Annotated in this window: 18 protein-coding genes; 7 read left to right on the top strand and 11 right to left on the bottom strand. The window is 38.2% G+C overall.

Annotated elements, in window-relative coordinates:
• The 3 genes from NSCAC_RS04770 to NSCAC_RS04760 are packed head-to-tail and all read left to right on the top strand — an operon-like array spanning position 1 to position 4,213.
• The gene (locus NSCAC_RS04770; protein WP_197743723.1) at positions 1–3,414 is read left to right on the top strand and encodes a UvrD-helicase domain-containing protein; all 3,414 of its coding nucleotides are present in this window, start codon (positions 1–3) and stop codon (positions 3,412–3,414) included.
• An 11-nt stretch (positions 3,415–3,425) separates the two neighbouring features.
• Positions 3,426–3,629: a hypothetical protein gene (locus NSCAC_RS04765; protein ID WP_197743722.1), complete on the top strand. Its 204-nt coding sequence runs from the start codon at positions 3,426–3,428 to the stop codon at positions 3,627–3,629.
• A gap of 8 nt (positions 3,630–3,637) precedes the next feature.
• Positions 3,638–4,213 (top strand): thioredoxin family protein, encoded by a 576-nt coding sequence (locus NSCAC_RS04760; RefSeq protein WP_197743721.1) that lies wholly within the window; start codon positions 3,638–3,640, stop codon positions 4,211–4,213.
• A 61-nt stretch (positions 4,214–4,274) separates the two neighbouring features.
• Here NSCAC_RS04760 and pyk read toward each other — a convergent pair whose 3' ends face one another.
• Positions 4,275–5,720: a pyruvate kinase gene (pyk, locus tag NSCAC_RS04755; RefSeq protein ID WP_197743720.1), complete on the bottom strand. Its 1,446-nt coding sequence runs from the start codon at positions 5,718–5,720 to the stop codon at positions 4,275–4,277.
• A gap of 101 nt (positions 5,721–5,821) precedes the next feature.
• Positions 5,822–7,060 carry a beta-ketoacyl-ACP synthase I gene (gene fabB, locus NSCAC_RS04750; protein WP_197743719.1) on the bottom strand — a complete coding sequence of 413 codons (1,239 nt, stop codon included), beginning with the start codon at positions 7,058–7,060 and terminating at the stop codon, positions 5,822–5,824.
• Positions 7,061–7,695: 635 nt separating this feature from the next.
• Between fabB and NSCAC_RS04745 the strand changes: the two genes are divergently transcribed.
• The 3 genes from NSCAC_RS04745 to folE all read left to right on the top strand — a co-directional run bounded on the left by NSCAC_RS04745 (position 7,696) and on the right by folE (position 10,471).
• Positions 7,696–8,547: a DUF4114 domain-containing protein gene (locus tag NSCAC_RS04745; RefSeq protein ID WP_197743718.1), complete on the top strand. Its 852-nt coding sequence runs from the start codon at positions 7,696–7,698 to the stop codon at positions 8,545–8,547.
• A 184-nt stretch (positions 8,548–8,731) separates the two neighbouring features.
• On the top strand, positions 8,732–9,793 hold the full coding sequence (locus tag NSCAC_RS04740; RefSeq protein ID WP_197743717.1) for an NAD(P)-dependent alcohol dehydrogenase: 1,062 nt from the start codon (positions 8,732–8,734) through the stop codon (positions 9,791–9,793).
• Between the two features lie 78 nt (positions 9,794–9,871).
• The gene (gene folE / locus NSCAC_RS04735) at positions 9,872–10,471 is read left to right on the top strand and encodes a GTP cyclohydrolase I FolE (protein ID WP_197743716.1); all 600 of its coding nucleotides are present in this window, start codon (positions 9,872–9,874) and stop codon (positions 10,469–10,471) included.
• A gap of 56 nt (positions 10,472–10,527) precedes the next feature.
• Here the strand turns inward: folE and NSCAC_RS04730 are convergent, their stop codons facing one another.
• The 4 genes from NSCAC_RS04730 to NSCAC_RS04715 are packed head-to-tail and all read right to left on the bottom strand — an operon-like array spanning position 10,528 to position 15,287.
• Complete coding sequence (locus tag NSCAC_RS04730; protein WP_197743715.1) at positions 10,528–11,190, bottom strand: class I SAM-dependent methyltransferase; 663 nt, start codon at positions 11,188–11,190, stop codon at positions 10,528–10,530.
• Positions 11,191–11,199: 9 nt separating this feature from the next.
• The gene (gene thiD / locus NSCAC_RS04725) at positions 11,200–12,021 is read right to left on the bottom strand and encodes a bifunctional hydroxymethylpyrimidine kinase/phosphomethylpyrimidine kinase (RefSeq protein WP_197743714.1); all 822 of its coding nucleotides are present in this window, start codon (positions 12,019–12,021) and stop codon (positions 11,200–11,202) included.
• Between the two features lie 26 nt (positions 12,022–12,047).
• Positions 12,048–14,603, bottom strand: coding sequence for an ABC transporter permease (locus tag NSCAC_RS04720; RefSeq protein WP_197743713.1), 2,556 nt, complete (start codon positions 14,601–14,603; stop codon positions 12,048–12,050).
• Positions 14,604–15,287, bottom strand: a complete 684-nt coding sequence (locus NSCAC_RS04715) for an ABC transporter ATP-binding protein (protein WP_197743712.1) — start codon at positions 15,285–15,287, stop codon at positions 14,604–14,606. It lies immediately after the preceding gene.
• Positions 15,288–15,328: 41 nt separating this feature from the next.
• Between NSCAC_RS04715 and NSCAC_RS04710 the strand changes: the two genes are divergently transcribed.
• Positions 15,329–16,000, top strand: coding sequence for a CPBP family intramembrane glutamic endopeptidase (locus NSCAC_RS04710; protein WP_197743711.1), 672 nt, complete (start codon positions 15,329–15,331; stop codon positions 15,998–16,000).
• A gap of 6 nt (positions 16,001–16,006) precedes the next feature.
• Here the strand turns inward: NSCAC_RS04710 and hflD are convergent, their stop codons facing one another.
• The 5 genes from hflD to NSCAC_RS04685 are packed head-to-tail and all read right to left on the bottom strand — an operon-like array spanning position 16,007 to position 21,202.
• On the bottom strand, positions 16,007–16,651 hold the full coding sequence (hflD, locus tag NSCAC_RS04705; RefSeq protein ID WP_197743710.1) for a high frequency lysogenization protein HflD: 645 nt from the start codon (positions 16,649–16,651) through the stop codon (positions 16,007–16,009).
• A complete protein-coding gene (gene mnmA / locus NSCAC_RS04700) occupies positions 16,648–17,754 on the bottom strand; it encodes a tRNA 2-thiouridine(34) synthase MnmA (protein ID WP_197743709.1) in 1,107 nt (368 codons plus the stop codon). Before mnmA ends, hflD begins: the two co-directional genes overlap by 4 nt.
• A 58-nt stretch (positions 17,755–17,812) precedes the next feature.
• Complete coding sequence (locus NSCAC_RS04695; RefSeq protein WP_197743708.1) at positions 17,813–18,136, bottom strand: YnfA family protein; 324 nt, start codon at positions 18,134–18,136, stop codon at positions 17,813–17,815.
• Positions 18,136–19,920: an AMP-dependent synthetase/ligase gene (locus NSCAC_RS04690; protein WP_197743707.1), complete on the bottom strand. Its 1,785-nt coding sequence runs from the start codon at positions 19,918–19,920 to the stop codon at positions 18,136–18,138. The genes NSCAC_RS04695 and NSCAC_RS04690 overlap by 1 nt, the downstream gene beginning before the upstream one ends.
• Complete coding sequence (locus NSCAC_RS04685) at positions 19,910–21,202, bottom strand: FGGY-family carbohydrate kinase (RefSeq protein ID WP_197743706.1); 1,293 nt, start codon at positions 21,200–21,202, stop codon at positions 19,910–19,912. Before NSCAC_RS04685 ends, NSCAC_RS04690 begins: the two co-directional genes overlap by 11 nt.
• Positions 21,203–21,206: the final 4 nt, after the last annotated feature.

The raw sequence follows: 21,206 nt of genomic DNA, 5'->3' as shown, positions 1-21,206 counted from the left end.
ATGATAGCTCAAAATGTTTCAGATAGTAAGATTCGTAAACAAGCCTTAGATCCTAGCCAATCTTTTATTATTCAGGCCCCGGCAGGCTCTGGAAAAACAGAATTGCTTACGCAACGGTATTTAAATTTACTAGCTCGGGTAGATTCTCCTGAGGAGATTATCGCTATTACCTTTACTCGTAAAGCCGCAACAGAAATGCAGACTCGAATCATTGAAGCACTGATGATGGTAGAAGATAATCAACCTATAACAGAACCTAAAAAAACCACATGGGCATTGGCAAAAACAGTACTTATCCATGATAAAAAGCAAGGCTGGGATTTACTCCAGTATCCTAACCAGCTTCGAATTCAAACCATTGATTCTCTTTGTGCAGGACTCACCCAACAAATGCCTTGGTTGTCTTGTTTTGGTGCTCAACCTAAAACGATAGACAAGGCAGAACCCCTTTACCAGCAAGCAGCACATCACACCTTAATGCTTCTCGAGCATGGAAATGATCAACAGTCGGCGAAAATCGTACGCTTATTACATCATTTAAATAATCGCTGGGGTAATATTGAAGAATTACTGGTAGAGATGCTCGAACATCGAGATCAATGGCTAAGGCATTTTGTAGGTGAACAGCTTAATAGGGATATTTTGGAAAAAATGCTACAAGCTATCATCTCAAAAGCCTTAGTTCAAGTGCACGCTTATTTTTCAAAAGAAGTCCTTACAAAATTATTAGAATTAGCTTATTTTGCAAGTCACCGTATTGAGAAACAAGACTCTCTAATTCGAGCTTTTCAAAATTTTACTCCGCCTTTAAATATAGATGCCGCCTCTTTACCCTATTGGCAGGGGCTTGCTGAGCTATTACTTATTGAGAAAGGACAGTGGCGTAAGAGTATTAATAAAACCATTGGTTTTCCGCCAGAATATAAGGATGAAAAAACATCTTTTATGAATCTCCTTAATGAAATCCAATCACTGGAAGCCAGTGAGCAGTTGCAGAAACAATTACACCAACTACGGAGTTTACCTACCAGCCGTTACGAAGATGATCAATGGGAAATTATTCAAGTACTCTCTGAAATCTTGCTACTTGCGGTTGCTCAACTTCAATTAGTATTCCAAGTTCAAGGAGCAGTAGATTTTACTGAAATTTCTCAAAGAGCCTCTCAAGCTTTGGAGGAAGCAAATAAAACTCCCACTGATCTTGCTTTGGTTTTAGATCATAAAATTAGCCACTTACTGGTGGATGAATTCCAAGATACCAACTTAAGTCAGTATCTTCTGCTGGAAAAACTTACTCATGGCTGGGAACGAGAAGATGGACGTACCCTATTTATTGTAGGAGATCCCATGCAGTCTATTTACTTGTTTAGAGAAGCAAATGTAGGTCTTTTTTTGCGTACTTGGCACTATGGTATAGGTAATATTGCCCTCACGTCTTTAAAATTAGAAGTGAACTTTAGATCTCAGCAGTCTATTGTAGACTGGGTAAATCATGGATTTTCCCAAATTTTTCCAACACAAGAAAATATTTCACTAGGAGCAGTCCCTTATAGCCCCTCTAAACCATTTCATTCATTTGATCAACAAGCTACTGGAGTACAGATCCATCCTTGTTTTGAAAAAAATAGAACACAAGAAGCCATTAAAATTATTGAGCTGATACAACAAACAAAGGCACAAAATCCTAAAGATACTATTGCAATTTTAGTAAGTAGCCGATCCCATTTAAGAGAGGTTATTTCTTGTCTTAAAAAGGAAAATTTATCTTTTCAAGCAGTAGAGATTGATTTACTAAAAGATGAGGAAGTGGTGCGAGATTTACTCTCCTTAACTAAGGCATTATTTCATCCTGCAGATCGAATTAGCTGGTTTTCCATACTACGAGCACCTTGGTGTGGCTTAACTTTAAATGATTTGTATCAATTAGTACATGTAACACCGGAAAAAACAATCTGGGAGTGTATCCAGCAGAACAAGCAAACACTAAGCCAAGAAGGCAGGCAACAACTGGCTAAAATAAAGCAAGTATTTACTGCTGCTTTTAAGCTAAGACGATATCGTTCTCCAAGGCAGTTAGTGGAAAGTACATGGCTTACCCTAGGCGGTCCAGCTTGCATAACGGAAGAAATCAAACTGGAGTCGGCAAAAATCTATTTGGATTTTTTAGAAGCTTATACTCAAGATGGCAATATCTTTGATTTTCAAGATCTAGAAAACCATATCCAGGAACTCTATGCCCCCCCGAATAGTAGTGGTGAGCTACAAATCATGACGATTCATAAATCTAAGGGGCTAGAATTTGATACGGTGATTATGCCAGGACTTGGTTATTCTGGAAGAGCAAGCAGCCCTAAACTGCTTATGTGGGCAGAGTACTCAGCTAATAATCATATCGATGAACATATAGATAAGAATCAACTAATTCTAGCTCCTATAAAAGAAGCTGGGGGAGAGGATCATCCTACCTATAAATACATTAAAGAAATTAAAAGAGAAAAAGAGAATTTAGAAAAACAGCGGCTACTTTATGTAGGGGCTACTCGGGCTAAAAAGAGCCTTCATTTATTAGGACATACAAATTATGATCCAGAAGAGGCAAAGATTGAGGATCCTCAAAAAGAATCATTATTATCTATCCTATGGCCGCTCATTAAAGAACAGTTTGAAACAAAAATAGCTGAGATAGAACATGATACTTTAATAAGTATTGCAGAAGAAAAAAGAGAAAATACAGCAGATTCTCATTTATATAAATTAGATTCCCACTGGCAACCACCTGACTTATCTGCTGATATAGATGTTATCTACAAAAATGAAATAGAATTTATCAATAGTAATTCGGAAAGTCCCGTTTTCGATTGGGCTGGAAATTGGGCACGTTGTATTGGTATTGTAGTCCACCGCTATTTACAAATCATTGCTCAAGATGGTATTGAGTGTTGGGATCTACAGAAAATCTCCCAATTAGAGCCCAATTTTAGGCAAGCCTTACTTAAACAAGGGTTAGTGGATCAAAAACAGCTTGATGATTCTTTGCGAAAAATCCAAAATATATTTACTCGGATTTTTGAGGATAATTCAAAAGGAAAATGGATTTTATCATCTAGGCACCAACAAGCCCATAATGAATATCCTTTAAGTGGTATTGTAGATCAAGATCCAGTTCGGATTATTATTGATCGAACTTTTATTGATGAAAAAGGCTATCGTTGGATTATTGACTATAAAACTAGTACTCATGATGGAGGAAATCTAGATGAATTTTTAGATCATGAGCAAGAACGCTATCGTTCACAACTAGAGCATTATGCTAGGCTGATGGCAAGAAAAGAGCTTCATCGGCAGATATATTTAGGACTATATTATCCTGCTCTTTCTGGTTGGCGACAGTGGTGTTGGCAAAATAATAAATAGTTAGAGATAAAATGAAAAAATACGGCATATATATTACATTACCTTCAAATAGCACTATGCGTGCTGCTCATTTATTGGGAGAGAATTGGGATTCCTACCATTGGTACTATACTATAGAAGATAGGGATAAAGCCTTTGAAGAAATGCGATTTCACCTTCCTTATTATCAAAATCGTGATAATCCTAACCTGATAATAAAAAAAGTGGAACAATAGGAGAAATTATGGTTCGCACTGAATCTACAATGCTTGCACTAGGCACTCAAGCCCCTGATTTTGAATTATTGGAGCCTAAAACAGGGAATTTAGTTTCCCTTACAGATTTTAAAGATTATGCTGCTTTATTAGTGATTTTTATGTGTAATCATTGCCCTTATGTAAAACATATTGGCAAAGAGCTTGGGTTATTTATTCATAATTATCGGGCAAAAGGGTTAGCTACTGTAGGGATTAATGCCAATGATGTGGAAAACCATCCAGATGATAGCCCTGAAAAAATGATAGAGGAAATTAAAATACAAGGCTATGATTTTCCTTATCTATACGATGAATCTCAAAAAGTGGCTCAAGCTTATAGGGCTGCCTGTACTCCGGATTTATTTTTATTTGATAAGGATCGCAAGCTAGTTTATCGAGGTCAATTTGATGATAGTCGCCCCGGAAATAGTGTCCCTGTCACTGGTAAAGATCTTAAAACAGCAGTGGAGGCAACTTTAAAAGGACAAGTAGTAGCTGGCGAGCAACTACCCAGTGTAGGTTGTAACATTAAATGGAAACCTGGAAATGCGCCCAGTTATTAAGTTATTTTTGTAATGAAAAAATACAAAGTAGCTCGGCTATAGCTACTTTGTATTGTAGTAATTACCCTAAAACATGAAGCTTAATTAAATAGGATTCTTGCATTCCTGCTTTTTCCTGCCTTGCTACCACTACCACTGAATCACCAGGCTGGATAATTTCTTTTTCTTTTAATTGCTGAAAAGTAGGAGCAATTAAATTCTCTAATTGTTTTTCTTCAGGAATTGCAATCATTGAATGGCCTCGGTAAAGTATTAATCTGCGCAACAGTTGCTCTTCAGCTACCACTCCATATACTGGGGTACGGCTTCTTACTGCCGCTAAAGATTGGATAGTCTTACCTGTAGCGGAAAATACAAGAATACAACGAGCTCCCGTGTTATAAGCTAAATTCACTACAGAAGCGGCTACCTTATCACGGGTGGTTTGTTGTTCATAAATAGGAATTTCTTTTTTTGTGCTATGGAGCTCTTTTTCTGCTTCTCGCACAATCCGATCCATTTCTTGCACCGCATAAACAGGATAAGATCCTGCTGCTGTTTCCCCGGAAAGCATCACCGCATCTGATCCACTTATTACCGCATCATGGACATCAGTGACTTCGGCTCGAGTAGGCTTATTATTATAGGTCATACTCTCCAGCATTTGAGTAGCAGTAATGACTGGAACGCCAGCAGCATTTACTTGCTGAATTATTCTCTTCTGAATACCAGGGATTTTTTCTCGAGGCAGCATCACGCCTAAATCACCACGAGCAATCAGAATCCCATCGACTACTTTTAAAATTTTATCTAAATTTTCTAATCCTTCTCGATCTTCAATTTTTGCCACAATGAACGCATCTTGCTTCCCCCATGTAGCTAATCGTTTTCGCATTTCCACGATTTCTACATCAGATCGGACAAAAGACATGGCAATCATATCTACATTAAGGCTGACTCCAAATTGAGCATCCGCATTATCTTTTTCATCTATCAATGGAAAATCCAAATGAGTATCAGGAAAAACCACTCCTTTTCTACTTTTAAGATTTCCACCAAGGCTTACTTGGCAGGTAATATCTTCCCCATCTATGCTTAGTACTTTAAGCTCAATGGCACCATCATCTAAGTAAATGGATTCACCGGTAGAGACTTGTCGAGCAATTCCTTTATAGTCAATCCCAATACACTGATCTGAGACTGTTTCTCCATGACCTAAATAAATTGTTTGTCCTTTTGTGAGAGGAATATATTCTTGGTTTTGCACATGACCTACACGAATTTTATGACCTTGGAGATCTTGTAAAATGGCTACAGGTCTTCCTAAATTTTGAGATACTTTTCGAATAATTTCTGCTGTTTTTTTATGATCTTCATAGGTACCATGAGAAAAATTAAGCCGAGCTACATTCATACCAGAAAGAATCATTTTTTCAATCACTGTTTCTGAGTAACTGGCAGGACCAAGGGTACATATAATACGGCAGGAGCGAAAATCTTTTTCAAAACTAAACAGGGAAGAACTCATTGTTCACCTCTACGTAAATTAGAAAAATACTCAAGGTATTAAACCAGCTTTTAGTAATTTCACAAAATGAGAAAAATTTAGAAAATAGATAAAATTAAAAATTACCCTTGGTATTTTTGTAACACAATACAAGCATTAGTACCCCCGAAGCCAAAACTATTAGACATGACTGTATCTATTGGCTTATTGTCAATCCTAGTTTTTGCAATAGGAAGTGATACTGCTGAGGGATCCATATTCTCAATATTAGCTGAAGCAGAGATAAAGCTATGTTCCATCATAAGTAAAGAATAAATTACTTCATGAACCCCTGTAGCACCTAAACTATGACCGGTTAAAGATTTAGTAGAGCTTAACGTAGGGGTTTGTTCATTACGTTTTTCAAATACTGTTTTAATCGCTTCAAGCTCTTTAACATCCCCTACAGGGGTGCTGGTACCATGGGTATTAATATAATCAAGGGGGCGATCTACTGTAGCTAAAGCCTGCTCCATGCATCGAACTGCCCCTTCTCCAGAAGGAGCAACCATATCATAACCATCGGAAGTTGCACTATAGCCTACCACTTCTGCATAAATTTTCGCACCACGGGCAAGGGCATGATCTAAAGATTCAAGAATCACAACACCGCCACCGCCTGCAATGACAAATCCATCTCGGTTTATATCATAAGGGCGAGAGGCAGTTTCAGGGCGATCGTTATATTTAGAAGAAAGGGCACCCATCGCATCAAACATCTGGGTAAGAGTCCAATCTAATTCTTCACCACCGCCTGCAAAAACAACATCTTGCTTTCCAAATTGGATTTGCTCGACTCCATTGCCAATACAATGGGCACTGGTAGAACAAGCAGAGCTAATTGTGTAATTGACTCCTTTAATTTTAAAAGCAGTGGCTAGACAAGCTGAATTCGTGCTACTCATGGCCCTTGGCACTATATAAGGCCCCACCCTGCGTATTCCTTTTTCCCGTAGAGTATCTGCAGAGGAGACTACATTTCTAGTAGAAGGTCCTCCAGAGCCCATAATGATTCCTGTACGTACATGTGAAATAATTTCTGGGGTCAGTATTGCATCAGCAATTGCTTGTTCCATAGCAAGATAGTTATATGCGGCACCATCCCCCATAAAGCGTAGAATTTTACGGTCAATAAAATTACTTACATCAATTTTTAATGACCCATGGACATGACTACGCAAGCCAAGATCAGCATAAGTTTGACAGAACTCAATACCTGATCGACCTTCTTTCAAGGATTTTAGAACTTCTTCTTTATTGTTACCAATACTAGAGATAATTCCTAGCCCGGTAATTACGACACGCTTTACATTACTTTCCATATTATCCCAGCCATATTTAGTTTTGATTATTTAAGTACCCCAAAAACTTTATAAAAATAGGGATATTATAAAAAGATATAGAAAATACGCCAGTTTTTCTAGCTAGAATGATTTATTAAAGCGTATTTGCTCTTTTTAGTTATTTCATAGAATGAGTAATAATAGGTGTATTTTACTAGGGATGCTTTCATTTAAATCCGTACCAAATTAATGCAGAATTGTGACAAATAATGTCATTATAAATCAGGTATTTTATATGCATATGTTAATAGGTAATAGCTATTTGATTATTATAAAATATAGATATTACCTATAGATTACTTAACATAAGTATAAAATAAATACGTCTTTTAGTAGAAATTAATTCTTTATAATGAATAGGTTTGACAAAAAAGGTCACAATAATACACAAAACTTTCCTTTTTTAACGTAAAAACTGCTTTTTGTATAGTACAAAATTTTGCATTTTGCGAAGTAAAAAATTTTTTTTATATATAATTATATGATTTTACTTAGCAGTGATTATTAAATAAGTTAGTTTATTAATTTTTGGCATAATTTTTGCTCTTTTCTAGTTATAAATTTTCTTAGCCTAATGAAGGTTAAGTTTTTTAACTATAGAAAGGAGCATATTGATGCACAATTATAAAAAATCGTTTTTTTTAAGCGTTGCTGGGCTAACAACTACTTTACTCGCTAGCCAAGCCATGGCAGATCCTATATCAAGTCCGCCTTGCCCAGTTGGCTATGATGGGAATGTAACTTGTATTAATACAGTAAGTAGTGATGGTCAAAACCTACAAGATAAGCTAAATAGCATCACTACAAGTAGCACTGGTATTGATGTTTACACAGATCAGATCAATCCAAGTGCCCTATGGTCTATTGGTTCAACCGGCAGTAGTGAAAATGCCTTAATGTTTGAAATTGCAGGTAATGCAGGCTTAAATACATTTGGGATCTATGATCCTACTAATAAAGATAATAAGTTACAGCTGTTCAGCGGATCTGCATCTGATGCTTATTCAACCACCTTAAAAAATATAGGCGGCGGAAGTTATAAGGCTACCCAATTTGACAGCAGTGGAGATGTTCTGGGGCAGCAATCTGCAAATTTTGGTACTAACAATCTATTTGGGTATTATCTAGAGGGTCCAGGAGGTACTTTCTACTCTGATCCATCTTTAAATCCAAATGGGAATGCTCAAATGGTGGCTTATGAAGGCGGTCATGGGGTGAGCCTAAATCTTGGTGCGGGTTCTTCTAAGTTTCTTGCCAATGAATACATCCTTGCTTGGGAAGATATGGCTTATGGTACTGGAGATAATGATTTTAATGACTTCGCTGTCATGGTAGAGTCAGTAGATCCCAGTGGTCCTTCTGTACCAGAGCCTCATGTTTTAGGATTATTTGGTTTGGGCTTACTTTTAATGAGTATTACTCCAAAGCTTAATCCACGTAGAAAGCTCAGCACGATTGCTGCATAAGTTTAGTTCTAATCTCTAGTACAATAACTAGATACATTATTTATTCCAAACTTCAGAATACCTCCCTAAACACCATAGGGGGGTATTTTTTTATAAAGGGTTTTTACTAATACAAATTTAGTAAAGTGGCACTATACTGAAGTATAGTATTTTATAAATTCTTTTCAGAATATAGGAGAGATAAATGCCTCAGATTGCTGCTTATGCTGCTCAAAGTGCAGATCAGCCTTTAGTTCCCCATACCATTGAACGCCGTACGCCTAACTCTAAAGATATAGCTATTAATATTCGCTACTGTGGCGTGTGTCACTCTGATTTACATATGATCCGTAACGAATGGGGAAGCTGGGGAGAAACGCTCTATCCCTGTGTGCCTGGTCATGAAATTATTGGGACTGTGGTCGCAGTAGGCAAAGAGGTTACTAAGTTTGGAGTAGGAGATACGGTAGGGGTAGGCTGTATGGTAGATAGCTGTGGACAGTGTAGCCCTTGTCAAGCAGGAGAAGAGAATTATTGCGAGCAAGGCTTTACCTTAACCTATAACAGTAAAGATGATTATGGTCATACTTTTGGTGGCTATTCAGCCCATATTGTAGTTGACGAGCAGTTTGTACTCTCTATCGCTCATAAGAATAATTTAGCAGCGGTAGCCCCCTTATTATGTGCTGGAATTACCATGTATTCTCCGTTGCGTCATTGGAATGTTGACTCTACTAAAAAGATAGGCATTGTAGGTTTAGGTGGGTTAGGTCATATGGGGGTAAAACTTGCTCATGCGATGGGTGCTCATGTGGTACTGTTTACCACTTCTCCAAATAAAGCTACAGAGGCTAAAAATCTGGGAGCAGATGAGGTAGTGATTTCTAAAGATCCAGGGCAAATGAATGCCCATGCTGCTAGTTTGGATTTTATTATCAATACGGTGGCAGTGCCTCATAATCTAGATAATTATCTTAGTCTCTTGAAAAAGGATGGTATTTTATGCTTAGTGGGTATTCCAACTACTCCTCATCCTTCATCACATGTTTTTAATCTCGTTGCTAAGCGTAGAGCAATTGTTGGATCTTTAATTGGGGGAATTAAAGAAACGCAAGAAATGCTAGATTTTTGTGCAAAACATAATATTGTAAGCGATATTGAAATCATCCCTATGAAAGATATTAATCAGGCTTATGAGCGGATGCTTAACAACGATGTAAAGTACCGATTTGTCATTGATATGCAAACCCTTAGGGATGAAAGATAGCTTAGTTTTTTTAGCCCTATTTATCTAGGCTGTTATAATAAAATACTTTTAAGCTCTAGCATAAAATAGGTAAGTTACATGGATAAAAAAATTACACAGGAACAATGCAATGATTACTACGATCCAGAGCTTGAGAGTGCAGTAAAGCAGATTCTAACTTGTGTTGGTGAAGATCCAGACCGAGATGGGCTTAAAAAAACACCAGAACGAGTGGCTAAAGCTTTTGGTTTTTTAACCAGCGGCTATCACTTAACGGTAGAAGAAGTAGTGAAAGATGCTCTGTTTGATGATGAATGTGAAGAGATGGTCATTGTCAAAGATGTGGAATTTTATTCTTTATGCGAACATCATATGCTCCCTTTCTTTGGTCGAGCCCATGTAGGATACTTACCTAATAAAAAGATTGTGGGATTAAGTAAAATTGCTCGAGTGATTGACGTGTTTGCAAGAAGACTTCAAGTACAAGAACGATTGACTAATCAAATTGCTCAAGGGCTGATGTCTATTTTGAACCCTCGTGGAGTAGGGGTAGTATTGGAGGCTTGCCATTTTTGCATGGTAATGCGAGGGGTGCAGAAACAAAATAGCCATACGGTGACCAGCTCCATGTTAGGCACTTTTCAAAAAGATCCTCGTACTCGATCTGAATTTATAGAGTTGATCCATCGTACTTCTTAGGTTTTTGTAGCTAGAGTCTTTGATTTCAACCAGACTCTAGCTTTGTTATTTATTTTTTAAGATTTACGAATCAGTGTTAAACCATCGGCAATAGGAACTAAGCTTAGGGGTACGTTTTTATCATTAAAACGAGCTAAGTTAAAGTTACGAATAGCATTTGTATCTTCATCATCGAAATCTGGATCGATTACCCGTCCAGAACGAAGTACATTATCTACTGCAATTAAACCACCTGAGCGTAGAAGTTTCCATGTCCGTTGGTAATAATCTTCATATTCCACTTTTTCTGCATCTATAAATGCAAAATCAAAAGTACCACTTTCACCATTGTTAATCAGCTGATCGAGGGTTTGAATAGCAGGACCTAGCCGTAAATCAATTTTATGAGATACTCCTGCTTTCTCCCAATAACGCTTTGCTACTGCGGTCCATTCTTCGCTCACATCACAGCCTACTATTTTTCCATCTGGCGGAAGAGCAAGGGCAGTACAAAGGGAGCTATAACCGGTAAATACCCCAATTTCCAAGGTTTTTTTAGCCCCAATCAGCTCAATGAGTAATGCCATAAACTGACCTTGCTCAGGGGAAATTTGCATATTAGCACGGGGCATGGTGCTGGTTTCTTCTCGAAGCTCTTTTAAAACATCAGACTCCCTTAAAGAAACCGAGAGTAAATAATCATATAGTGCATCAGTAATTTGAAGGGTTTTTTTAGACATAATTTATTCCTAATTGTGAATTATTTCCTTTGAAAAAGGAGAAGTAACAGTATGGTTATGGTTTAAAGGACCTTTTCCCTTACCGTAGCCTACGGCAGTTTGAATAGCCTTTTGTACATAGTGATGGGCATAAGTGCAAGAATCTTCAATAGATTGCCCTTGGGCAATACCTGTGGCAATAGCTGAAGCTAAGGTACAACCCGTACCATGGGTATGAGGGGTAATAATTCTTCGGCTTTTAAAAATCTTTCTATTATTTTTAGAGATCAATATATCGTAAAGATGATTACCAAGTAGATGACCACCCTTCATTAAGATCCAAGGTATACCTAGCTCTTGTAATTGATAAGCCGCTTCACCCATTTCTTTTAAATCTCTAATGGTTAGCTCAGTTAATGCTTGAGCCTCTGGAATATTTGGGGTAATCAAAGTTGCTAATGGAAAGAGATCATGTTTTAAAGTAGCTACGCCTTCTGGATCTAGAAGGGTAGTGCCATCTTTTGCAATCATTACGGGATCTAGCACAATAGGAATATCAAAGGCAAATGATTTTAAAGTAACTGCTACCGTTTCAATCACTTCTTTAGAGTGGAGCATCCCAATTTTAATACAGTCAGCACCAATATCCATGAGTACACATTTTATCTGTTCTGCAATAAAATTAGGATTAATAGGTAAAATATCAAATACCCCTTGGGTATTTTGCACAGTCAAAGCAGTAATGGCAGTAGCTGCATATCCTCCAAGGGCAGTGGCAGTTTTAATATCTGCTTGAATCCCCGCACCCCCACCAGAATCCGATCCTGCAATTATAAGCACCCGACCTTCCATAGCACTAGTGTAAACTATATTGAAAATTATTCTTCATAAAGAGTAATAGCGGGAACAACTTGAGAGGCACGCCAAGCAGGATAAATCCCTGCCAGTAGGGAAGCAATGAGGGCAAGTAAAATTCCTTGGAATAGCTCCATAGAATCAATATGAAACCCCATAGTCCAACCAAAAGAACGATAATTAATAATATAAATTAGCCCAGCAGCAGAAACTAATCCTAAAGGAATCGCAAGTAATCCGCATATGATTCCCATTAACCCAGTTTGACCAATAATTAACCAGCGGATTTGGTGAGGGGTAACACCAATTGCTCTTAAGGTACCAAACTCTCGAGTTCTTTCCAGTTGAAGCGCCATTAAAGCACTTAAAATTCCTGCAAAAGCAATTAATCCAGCTAAAAAGCGTACTATTTTCGTAATGGCAAAGGTTCGATCAAAAATTTCTAATGATAGATCTCGAACTTCACGGTTGGTGCTGATTTCAACGCCACTATTGGGAGAGATTAGCGTAAATAACGTACTACGAAGTGCATCAAAATCAGTATGAGGCTTTACGTAGATACCCACACTAGATACTTTAGAATCAGACCAATAGCGTTCATAGTTCTTTTTATGGACAGTCACTACCCCTTGGTTTGATCCATAACTGAAATAAACCCCGGAGACCGTAAAAGCATGGGAGCCTTGCACCGTAGGTAGTACTATTTTGGATCCAGGGGATAATTGATGATGGGTGGCGTAGGGTTCAGAAATAAGCACTGCCTCGTCATTTAAAAAAGCATCCCAAGCTTTTTGAGGGTTACCTGCAACAAATTGAAAACTCTCTATGCTCTGGGGGGCAGGGTTAAAAATCACCATATCGGTAGGATTACTATCTTCACTCTCAAGGCGAAGCCAATAAGTAGTACTTACGGACTGTGTTTCAGGTAATTGAGTAATTTGCGTCACAAGCTGTGGATCTAAAAAACGACTATCTGGTCCAGTATGAGTGCCAGTGGTAGATACATAAAGATCAGCCTGTAAGGTGATTAATAACCATTGATTTACTGAATGACGAAAGCTACTGATCATTATCCCAATCCCTATAGTAGCAGCCACAGCAAGGGTAAGAGCTGCCATAGCAATACCTGAACGGCTTAAACTAGCAATAATGCTTCGAGCTGAGAGTTGACCTAGAGTGCCAAAAATATTTTTTAAAAAGGGTAATATCACTTTAAGTAAAAAAGTACCAAAAACAGGAGCAAGTAAAGTTCCGCCAATAAGGACCCCGGTGACTCCTAAAAAACCAAGGATAATACTTTTACTAGGAATAAATGAAATAATTACTCCTAGCATAAATAACCCACTGCCTATTAAAGCCGCACCTTTTATCCAACGGCGAGCTTGGGCTTCTAAAGGGGCGCGTTTAATACTTACCCCTGGAGGAGTATGAACAATTTCTAATGCAGGAATAATGGTAGCAACTAAAGTAGCTCCTATTCCCAAGAGGGCTCCTTTAAACAGGGTACTCAAGGAGATAAATAAACCTTGCACCTGCACTTGGGCGTAGAGATCATTAAAAGTCTGAATGATAGGATCTAGTAGAATCTGTGCTAGAAAAATTCCTAAAAATATGCCTCCTATGGATCCTACGATTCCTATTCCTAAGGATTCAGCAACAAGCAGTAAAAAAATTTGTTGCTGCGTCACCCCTAAGGTACGAAGTAGTCCAATGGTACGTCGTCGTTGTAACCAGAGAAAAGTAATAGTATTAAACACAATAAATGCCCCTACTAGTAAAGCAAGCAGGCTTAATGCAGTTAAATTAATTTTAAATGCACCAGTAAGCGTTCTTAACGCTTGGCTACGTTCATTAGTGGTCCTGAGTATTGTTCCTGCTGGCAGGAAATGCTTAATCTGATTTTCTTGGACTATTCTCTGCTCATCTGCAGGAAAAATAAGATCAATCCGGGTAAGCGTACCTATTTGATCTAAAATTTCTTGAGCAGTAGCAATATCAGTAATCAGTACTTGGGATAATCCTTTTTGAGTAAGAATATCTTCTTTAAAAATACCTACGACGGTAAGTAGGTGGGTTGTATTGTTAAATACAACTGGAATTTTATCTTTAAGAGCAACATGGAGTACTTGAGCAGTTGCCTGTTCAAGGATAATGGTATTAGGTTCTGTTAATAAGGCAGTGAGGTCTATTTCTGCTAAGTTATTTTTTTGATTAATATAATCTCGGAAAGGGGCTTCAGCGAAAGGATCAACACCTAAAACCCTTAATAGACGTGTTTCATCTCCTGCTAAGGACGCAAATCCTTCTAGGACAGGTGCTGCTGGTATAGATGAGCAAGTCAGTCGTAGTTGAGTATAAATTTTTTCATCTAAACCACTAGGACCGCTAATTATTTCATGGGTTGCACGCCCTGCCATGCTATTTGCAGTTAGCGTAAAAGATTGATAGGCACTCCCATTTGCAAGATCAATGGCAATTACTACAGCAACCCCAAGAATAATGCCAAGTAAGGTAAGTAAAATTTGCCAAGGATGATTAAATAGGCTTCGCCAGCTAATTCGCCAGAAAAAAGAGATCATTTAATTAAATTTTTCTGGTATTAATCCCGTCGAACCTAGTTTTAACACCCGATCTGCTTGACCTATCATCTCTAAGCTATGGGTTACCATAATTAGAGTCTTACCTTTTTGTTTGATCATCCGATCTAAAAGGGCAAGAACTTGTTGCCCTGTCTCGAAATCTAAATTTCCGGTAGGCTCGTCGGCTAAAATTAATACAGGATCATGGATAAGTGCGCGCGCAATGGCTACTCTTTGCTGTTCACCCCCAGAGAGCTCATCAGGACTACTATAAGCTCGATCGGATAATCCAATTTCTTGAAGTAGCTCTTTTGCTTTACGTTGACCTTGGGAGTTATTTTGATCATTGAGTGCTAGAGGTAGCAGTACATTTTCTTCAACCGTAAGGGTAGGAATAAGATTAAAAAATTGAAAAACAATACCCAGATAACGTCGCCGAAATAGGGTGCGTTGCTCTTCTGAAAGTTGAGTTAGATTTGTATCGTCGACTCTCACTTCTCCAGCGTTTGGATAGTCAATACCAGCAACTAGATTAAGGAGGGTAGATTTTCCTGATCCACTACGTCCTAAAAGGACAATATACTCACCTGCTTCAATTGTAGTATTTAAATTTTTCAGAATGATATGTTCTGTATTTCCCTTCCAGTAAGATTTACTTAGGTTAACTAATTCTAATGCAGGCATTACTATAGTGTAGGATTTAAATTTATAGGTAATAAATCACGATGAACCGTAGCCAAGCGTGGGCAGATATATTTTTTACATTAGCTCTTGTTGGAATCAGTGCAATAGCTGTGAAATGGTTAGGTACGTTTATCACTGCTCATCAATTATTTGTTCTATTAATTTTGCAAGGTATAACCATTTTATCTGGGATAAAAATTTTATTGGTGTATCGTAATCAAAACTGGCAGTACATAAAATTACAGCCCCTAAGACTTAATCATATCTTACAAGCCTTTATTGTGTTGGGTAGTGGTATAGGGGTCAATATATTATTGAATGTTTTTATCGCACTATTCAATATGCCACTACTTGAACAGCACCTTAGCCAACTACAAACCATTGCAAATCAATTAGATAATGATCTATCCGTATTAGAGCTGAGTTTTATGATGCTTTTTGTGGGGATTTATGAAGAAATTATGGCACGAGGCGTTTTATTAAACCGCTGCTCGATAGCCCTTGGGAGTACTCATAAAGGAATTTTACTTTCCTCACTTCTTTTTGGGTTGGGTCATCTATACCAAGGGTGGATAGGGGTAGTGCAAACTGGGCTCTTTGGCATGGTACTTGCTTTTTTTACTATCCGCTGGAATACCCTATGGCCTGCTATTTTTGCTCATGGTAGTTTAAATACTCTTTCTCTAATTGCTCTAGGTTATCTTGCTCCATAGATTTATTTACCGGTTCGACTCAATATCAGAGAGCCTTTGTAGTATAGATTCTGTTTCTCGTAATAACTGCTGATTATTAAAGAGCAGTTGGTAACGTCGTCCTCCTACTTGTCGCCAAAGCACTGCTGAACGAATCCCTGAGAGAAGCAAAGCTCGAACTAATTCAATATTCTCTGCCTGCTTTAAATGGGTTTGCTCTCCTCTAATTTGGATTCTTGGGCTAAGAGTGCTAATAGTATTGAGATAAATTTGGGCAAGACGGGCAATAGTTTCTGGCTGCATTGGGGTTAAGTTTTCTGTCTGCAGCTTAAGCACCTCTATTTCATGACCAATTTTATCTAGCATTTGGGTGTTATGTTTTAATTTTTTTTCTAGATAAATGATAGTAATTAAATAACGAAGAAGTTCAGGCTCTGCTCGGCGAAGTTTTTTATTCAGCTGCTGATTCAGGAATTTTAACCCTACGGAAAGTCCTTGGATACCTCCATAAATGTCTTCAGTAGTTTCTGGGTTAAGCTCAAAAATACTAAATAAATTAGCATTTATCGTATCAGTAGCGACACTACCATGGCGTGCTATTTGTTGTACTGAGTGCAGTGCCTGAATTATACCTGCTAGGGCTAGTACCCTATCATGCCATATTGTCTTCATAGTGCTCTTCCTGGTGCATCTGTGGTTGTAATTGTTCCACCTCCAAGGCATTCCTCATTTTTATAAAAAACAATTGCTTGTCCTGGGGTTACTGCTCGTTGTGGTGTATCGAAAATAACTTCAATAGAATCGCTAGTAATTTGTGTCAGAGTACAAGATTGATCTGGTTGGCGATAACGAGTCTTAGCAGTACACGAAAAAGGTAGTATAGGGGATTGTCCTGCGACCCAATGCAATTCATTTGCGTTAACTCTCTGGCTTTGCAACCATGGATGCTCCTTATCTTGAGCAACATATAGAGTATTTGTTGCCAGTTGTTTACTGACAACATACCAAGGTAGCCCATTACCATTTTTGTGTCCACCAATACCCAATCCTTGTCTTTGCCCTAAGGTATAATACATTAACCCTTCGTGATAACTCACAATTTCTCCTTTTGGCGTACGGATTTCTCCGGGCTTATTTAACAAATAGCGGCTGAGAAAATCCTTAAATCGACGCTCACCAATAAAACAGATTCCTGTACTGTCCTTCTTATTATAATTAGAAAACTTTGCTTTGGCAGCAATTTTGCGTACTTCTGTTTTCTCAAGATCGCCTAAGGGAAATAGGGTATAAGAAAGTTGTTTCTGACCTAAAGTGTATAAAAAATAGCTTTGATCCTTATTATTATCTTTGCCTTTAAGAAGATGGTATAAGCCATCATCAGATCGCCAAATCCGTGCATAGTGTCCAGTAGCAATGAAATGGTTACCTACACTTAGAGCATAATCTAAAAATACTTTAAATTTTATTTCTCGATTACATAGAATGTCCGGATTAGGGGTACGCCCTGCCTCATATTCTTTTAAGAAATGCTGAAAAACATGATCCCAATAATCTTCTGCAAAATTTGCTTCATAAAAAGAAATGCCTAGGGTAGAGGCAACGTTTTTAGCATCCAGCCGATCTTCTGCGATGGTACACTCTGATTCTTCTGCAAAATCCACCCAATTCTTCATAAAAAGGCCGCTCACCTTATAACCTTGCTGCTGTAATTGCAAAGCGGCTACTGAAGAATCTACCCCTCCGGATAAACCCGCTAATACTTTGGGTTTAAGCATATCTAACCATAATAAATTGGTTACTGTTTATAAAAATTAATATTATGATTATATAACTTTATGCACCTAGTATAATAATTGCCATCCCTAATAAACATAGCCCCACACCAAGCCAATCTGTCCAAGTTGGCATTACTGAATTAACTGCCCATAACCAAAATAAAGCCACACTAATATATACGCCACCGTAAGCTGCGTAAACTCTTCCCGTAGCTTGCGGGTGCAAAGTAAGTAGCCAAACAAAGCCAATTAAACTTAATGTTGCTGGAATGAGTAACCAAGCTGATTTAGCTTGTTTGAGCCATAAATAAGGAAGGTAACAGCCAATAATTTCAGCTAAAGCTGTTACTAAAAACAATATTAAGCTTTTTAAAAAAAGCATTATGAATACAGATCCTCAATTTGTCGCTGGTACTGGGAGAGAATTTTATTACGACGAATTTTAAGAGTTGGAGTAAGCAATCCATTTTCTACGGTCCAAGGTGTTAGGCTAAGGAATACATTGCGTATCTTAGCGTAACCCGGAAAAGATCTAGTATGAGATTTTACTTTCCCTAGTACTTGTTTGATCACCTTTGGATGCTTTAAGGAACACTCCTGATTGGGATTAAGATCTAAGTTTTTGGCAAGATCAACCCAGCTATCAGAATTTAATACGATCAATGCACCTAAATAGGGTTTATGCTCACCCACTACCATAATCTGCTCAAATAGCGGATCCATGCCAATCATTGCTTCCATTTCTGCTGGAGGAACTTTCTCTCCATTAGTGAGCACAATAATTTCCTTAATTCTTCCCGTAATATAAATTCTATTTTGATCTATCCGTACTTGATCGCCGGTGTGGAGCCAATAATCTTGATCGATCACTTCGGCGGTTGCCTGTGGATTATTCCAATACCCTAACATTACTCCAGGGCTTCTTATGAGTAGTTCACCAGTACCCTCTACTTTAATTTCCACATCTTGCAGAGGAGTACCTATACTACGAGGATCATTATTATCGGCAGCATTTGCACAGATTGTAGGGCTTGCTTCTGTTAAACCATATCCTTGAATAAGTGGTACGTTTAACGCTAAAAATTCTTTAGAAATTTTATAGCTAAGGGCTGCACCACCACATATAGCAACTCGGAGATTTCCCCCAAATTTTTCTAAAATGGGTTGGCTCACTTGTTTTTTAAGTAGAGGACAAAATAAACAGAGGAGATGCCATGGGATTTGCTTTTGTCGCACTCTAAATTGTTGCCATCCACTAGCTATGCCCAATCTAAATAAGTATTTCACCCATTTAGGTTTTTTCTCTAAGGTTTGATGAATTTTATCGTAAATCCGTTCATAAACCCGAGGCACACTAATCATGGTGGTAGGTTTTAGAGTTACTAAGTCTTCAGCTACCTTAGTGGAGGCTCGAGCGTAACTCACAGAGGCACCTACCATCATAGGTAGGTAATAACCTAAAGTACGTTCAAACATATGAGAGAGGGGCAAGAAGGAAAGTAAAGAATCCTCTGGATAAACAGGCACTCTTTGTAAGCTACTACAAGCATTCCATAAAATGTTTTGATGGCTGAGCATTACCCCTTTAGGATTTCCAGTAGTACCCGAGGTATATACTATCGTAGCTAGATCACTGGGCTCACAGGGAGAAAGTGCTATCTCTTCTCCATAGAGTGGCAACCATTGATCCATAGTATAAAGTTTACTTTCACTATTTTCTGCTTGGGTCAAAGAGACTACCTTATTAAGCTCGTCTAATGATGATTCCTGTTTTACTTCCTGCCATTGACGACTATTTTTAATGATGAGTAACTTTACATTAGAATCTTTTAAGATGTAACGAATATTTTCTGCTCGATCAGAGACATACAAAGGGACAACCACAAAACCTAAGCTTAATGCTGCTTGATCTGCCAGCACCCACTCGGGGCAATTTGGCAGCATAATAGCAACCCGATCTCCTTTCTTTAAATCTTCTTTAGTAAGTGCTGCTTGCCAACGTTTTAGCTCAGTATCCATATCAGCCCAGCTTAATTGCACCCATATTTTTTTCTCTGTATTAAAATATTGATATGCAATCTTATTTGGAGTCAGTCGTACTCGTTCTTGAAATAAGCCAGCTAGTGTTTTTGCTTTCTCTGGAGTAATTAGGTAATTAGTATTCATGACAAAGGGCTCCTTGCTGTGCTAATAATGCACTACCGTAAGCTGCCTCAGTGTGGGTAGCAACTGTTATTTTGGCACCTGTAGTTTGTTCTCGAATTTTTTTCCAAGGAAGATTTTTCGCTCCACCGCCTACCGTCTTAATATGGTTAGGAAAAGGTGCTCCAAGCTTATGTAACTGGTGATAACCTTGAGTTTCAATCTGAGCAATGCCCTCAAGGATTCCTTGAAAAAAAATAAGATCACTTTTAGGGCGAGGAGTCATTCTTGGTGGATAATCGGAATCACAGGTAGGAAACCGCTCTCCGGGATTAACCAGAGGATAATAGTTTAACCCTGTCGGCTCGTTAGGTTTTAATAGGGGAGTCATCTTATCTATCTGGTTTTGAGTAAAGTACTGTTGTAGTACGGCACCACCGCTATTAGAAGCACCTCCTGCCAGCCAGAAATCCCCTAATCTATGGCTATAAATTCCTTGATCCTTATTAAAAATAGACTGAGGTGTAATAATTTTTAGTACTAGGGTTGAACCTAGGGAAGTTACTGCATCTCCAGCTTGTTGAGTACCGGCTGCAATAACCGCAGCCACGCTATCGGTAGTCCCTGCAACTAAGGTAGTATCTTGATTTAATCCAAAGTCATTTACCATCTCTTGATTAACTTTACCTATAGGGGTACCTGGAGGAACTACTTTAGGTAGTAAAGAATTAGAGATGGGAAGATGATTAAGCCAAGTAGGCCACATTCTATAATAGGGATCATAACCTGTTTTCAAACAATTGTTCTCATCGCTAATTCCTAACGATGCTCCCAAACAAAAAGCAATCCAATCAGCTTGGTGGACTAAATAAGCTGTATATTTAGCCTCTTCAGGATAGTGTTGTAGTAAATAGAGTAATTTAGCCAACCCTGAAGTAGCCCCTAAAGCTCCACTTGTGGGAGGAGCATATTGAGCAATATATTGTGCTTGTTCTTTACTTAGATTATGGTGGTAAAGCAAGGCAGGAGTGATAGGTATACCTTGTGCGCTCACTAGAAATACAGTTCCAGAAGTTCCATTTACCGCAATGGATTTTACTTGATAAGCAGGTACTGTTTGAAACAGATGGGTGAGTACCTGTTTGATTCCTGCCCACCAATCTATTGGGTTTTGCTCTTTTGCCTGAACAATTTCTATAGAAGATGAAAGATAACTCTGTCCTACAATAGTACCTTCTTGCGTGATTGCAATAGCACGATAACCAGAAGTACCTAGATCAATTCCTACAAAAAAGGCTTCTGCCATATTA

Origin of the sequence: Candidatus Nitrosacidococcus tergens (genome assembly GCF_902810445.1) — a bacterium.
GTDB classification, from domain to species: Bacteria; Pseudomonadota; Gammaproteobacteria; order Nitrosococcales; family Nitrosococcaceae; genus Nitrosacidococcus; species Nitrosacidococcus tergens.
The sequence above is the reverse complement of the archived record's forward strand: the minus strand, read 5'-3'. Positions and strand labels throughout refer to the sequence as shown.